The organism is Kitasatospora sp. NPDC059817 (assembly GCF_042731835.1).
Classification (GTDB): domain Bacteria; phylum Actinomycetota; class Actinomycetes; order Streptomycetales; family Streptomycetaceae; genus Kitasatospora.
Genome location: NZ_JBHWIR010000007.1, coordinates 43,691 through 47,175, shown reverse-complemented (window position 1 = coordinate 47,175; position 3,485 = coordinate 43,691). Strand labels below are relative to the sequence as shown.

The following is a 3,485-nucleotide window of genomic DNA, read 5'->3' as shown; positions in this document are numbered from 1 at the left end:
CAGCCCGTGTGGGCTGCCCCCTCCTCGTCAGCCCCAGGGGCCGAGGACCGTGAGGACCGGCATGCGATACGCGAGGTGGGATCCTCCGCCGACGGGGACGTCCACGCGCTGGATGGCCAGCTCGCAGAGCGCCTCGCCGCCAGTGGCGTCGAGAGCGGCACGAACGGTCGGCAAGGACTCGGCGAGCTTCCAGGAGGCGGACTGGAAACGGAACACGCCGAGGCCCGGAAGCTGCGCGAGCCGGAAGTCGACCGTCACGCTCGGGTGCGGGCCACGTCCGGCCTTGGCCAGGGCCTTACGGTCCGTCATCGATGGAGGGCATCCACAATGGGAACCGGCGGCTGTGGGCGGCGAGAGGAAGACGGTCCCGTCGCAGTGGTGAACGAGCCGACCTTGGCCCCACCGCCGCATGTTGGCGGTGATCGCCTCGGCGTTGACGACGATCCGCATCGTTGGCGTGCGGGTCATGACCTCGATCTCGCCGTCCGCCGCCGCTACGGCGCGCGCATGGGCCACATCGAAGTGGTCAGCGACGGCTACCGCGATCGAGGACTGGGAGGTCGTCACTAGCCAGGTGGCCAGCGACTCGGGCCGGTTGTCCACGCGCCGACCGAGGTGGAGCCGTCCGACTGGTTGGGCGACCGCCGAGTGGGACTGGGTACTCGCCGCGCTGGTGAGTATCGCGGCGGTGGGGGTGTGGGAATTCCGCGCGAGGGCGGTGACGGGCATGGGTCTCCTGTCCGGCGGTCGGCTTCCTGTGCGCGGGCAGCGTGAGGAAGCCGAGGGCGGTGCGGTGGGGGTTGGGGTGGTGTTCGCTCCGGATCGGGAGCGGCGAGACGCGCCGACTGCTGGGCGGCGTCGTGAAGCCGGCCACACGCCAGAGGGCGGGGCGGCGGAGAAGCTGCGTCGCGAGCGGGGCAGGGGCGGAGTCCTGCGCGAGCGGGCGGTAGCTGGGGAAGACCGTCAGATCGGTCTGGGCATTCCGGCAGCGAATGCCGGAGCCGGAGAGGTGCGCCGGGGCGGTGCTGGCGCGATCACCGCACGGGGCGACGTGGGTGCGCGATGCGCGGTGAGTGGCACGTGATTCCTTTCTCGGTGGCTGGCGGGCTGTGGTCCTGCACCGGTTGATGGGGCGTGGACGGGCGGGCGCGGTGGCGGGGTGGCCACGCGGGTGGACGGTAGCTCTGCTTCCCGGCCGCGCCAAACGGTGCCTGCGTGGTGCAGCGGGCACTGTAGGCGATGTCGGGCGCTTTCCGAAGAACGATCACGGTCGTGCTTCGCGACGGCTGGCGGGCTACGTCTGGGGCGGGGTGTCCGTTGGCTGGTCGACCTGCTTGAAGGTCGGGTAGCGCAGGAAGACCATGGGGCTTTCGCGGAGCGGGCCGCGGCGGCGGTTCTCCTCGGCGATGGCGCGGGCGATGCGGTCGTTCAGCTCCTCGGCGTGCTGGGGGAACATCGCGCAGTACTGGTCGACTGCCTTGAACACCTCGCTGGTGCTCATCATGAGGTCGAGCAGAAAGCGGTACCGGGCGATGACCTCGGTGGTGACCTGGGTGATGTGCTTGTTGGAGGAGGACTCGGGCGGGCCGAGGAACTCCTCCAGGGGCAGGCCGAAGACCTTGGCGAAGCCGATCGCCTCGTCGAGGTTGATCCGGCGGCGGGGCTCGCCGCTCTCGATCCGCCACACGGAGGACTGGTTCATCGGGTAGCCGGCGGCGGTCATCCGCTTGGCGAGTTCGCCGGTGCTCCAACCTCGATACTCGCGCTCCAGGCGGACGCGTTCGGCGGCGTGCTCCTCGCTGAGCGCGGGAGCCGCCGGTGAGCCTCCCGGCTGGTCTGACTGGTCGGACACTCGATTCACCTTGCATCACCCTCTGATCGTTCTTGCATTCGAGCGAGGGGCATGCTACACATAATCCTCATCGAATGGCAAGTCCATTCTAAGCGCATAGCCCCCGAGCTCTGGAGCCCACCACGACCACCGCCATACCGGTACTTCCCGTCCATGCCGCGCCCCGCGTTCGCGCCGCCCGTGTGACCTTCTGGGACCGCCTCGCCGTCGCCCTGATCGGCGCGGCCGGGTTCGCCCTGTCCTTCGATGCCCTGCAGCAGATGGCCGTCGCCATCCACGTGCGCGGACCGCTGACGTACGTCTTCCCGTTCACCGTCGACGGGTTCATCGCCTACGGCGTCCGCACCCTGCTCGTCCTGCGGGCCGCACCATGGGCGGCCCGCGTCTACGCGTGGTTCCTCTTCGCCGGCGCGACCGCCGCCAGCGTGTGGGCCAACGCCCTGCACGCCGTGCGCCTCAACCGCCTGCTCGACCACAGCAGCGGGCTGAGGCTCGGCGAAAGCGTCGTCGGCGCGCTGTCCACCCTCTCGCCGCTCGCCCTCGGCGGCGCCGTCCACCTCTACATCCTCATCGCCCGCCACGCCCCCACCCCGGCATCGACCGGACCGTCCGCCGTGACTTCCGCCGACCGCACGGTCCCCACCTCTGTCGGACCGGATGGTCGGAGTGGTCCGGACGCTTCGGTCCGGTCGGCCGTCCCCACTCGCGCGGACCATGGTCCGTCCGCCGTGAGCGACAGCGGTCCCACCGGCGGTGCTTCTGCCGGTCCGGAGTTCCAGCACCGGTCCGGCAACGCCGGCGCCGGTCCGGTCCCGGAGAGGTCGGCAGAAGTCCCCTTTTTGCGGACCGTCGACCACCTTCCGGAGGGGGATGAGGGGCTCCCCGCACCCGATGGCGGTCCGGCTCGGCGGACCGGACGGCCTCCGGGCGCGTCGATGGACCAGCTGCTGGAGGTCAGTCGCCCGGCGGTCCGGGCGCACGGCCGTCCCAGTCGTCCGGTCGTCGAGCGTGCGGTCCGCGAGGCCAAGCTGCCGCTCGGCAGTACGCGCTTCACGGTCCTGATGGACGAGCTCCGCAAGGAGTTCCCGGACGACCCGGTCCGTCAGCACCTGCCGGTCGGCCACCCGGACTTCTGCCGATGAGCAGAAGTCCCTTGCCTGCCGGTCCCGTCTGCGGTCACTGCCCGACCCTGACGGGACCGGGCCTTTTGCCGGGCGCCGGCCGGACCGCCGTCGAGCCGGGACCGGGCCCACTTCTACCCGTGAAGTCCGGCACCGCCAAACCCGGCATCGCCCGGACACTGCACACCCCGACCCCACCACCCCAGGAGCACACCCTGACCGACACCCGGCCGACGCCGCACGAGCACGCGGCTGGTGTTGTAACCTCACTGGACCGCAACGGAGTTGACCACCCGCAGGTCAACAGCGGAGCAAGCGAGTGCGTGCGGGGCCCCTACGGGGCCACGCACGCGGACGCCCACGCCCAGGGGGGCGTGGACGGGCCGGGGGGGGGGCCGGGGCCGCGCCCCCCGCGGAAGGCCGCGGGCGCGGGGGCCGCGCCGGGGGCTTCGCCCCCGCCGCCGGAGGAGCCGCCCCCCCCGCGACCGCGCGCGCGGGCGCCCCGCCCGGCG

At 71.9% G+C, this 3,485-nt stretch carries 3 protein-coding genes; 1 reads left to right on the top strand and 2 read right to left on the bottom strand.

What is annotated here, in order from left to right; genetic code table 11:
* Positions 1–27 precede the first annotated feature (27 nt).
* The gene (locus tag ACFV61_RS02730; RefSeq protein WP_380489695.1) at positions 28–729 is read right to left on the bottom strand and encodes a hypothetical protein; all 702 of its coding nucleotides are present in this window, start codon (positions 727–729) and stop codon (positions 28–30) included.
* Between the two features lie 565 nt (positions 730–1,294).
* Complete coding sequence (locus ACFV61_RS02725) at positions 1,295–1,852, bottom strand: helix-turn-helix domain-containing protein (RefSeq protein ID WP_380489693.1); 558 nt, start codon at positions 1,850–1,852, stop codon at positions 1,295–1,297.
* A 182-nt stretch (positions 1,853–2,034) separates the two neighbouring features.
* Here ACFV61_RS02725 and ACFV61_RS02720 point away from each other — a divergent pair, with 182 nt between their 5' ends.
* A complete protein-coding gene (locus ACFV61_RS02720) occupies positions 2,035–2,994 on the top strand; it encodes a DUF2637 domain-containing protein (protein WP_380489691.1) in 960 nt (319 codons plus the stop codon).
* Positions 2,995–3,485 lie beyond the last annotated feature (491 nt).

Coding starts and splice junctions, on each gene's coding strand:
- ACFV61_RS02730 (WP_380489695.1), bottom strand. CDS start 729: ATGCCCGTCACCGCCCTCGCGCGGAATTCCCACACCCCCACCGCCGCG.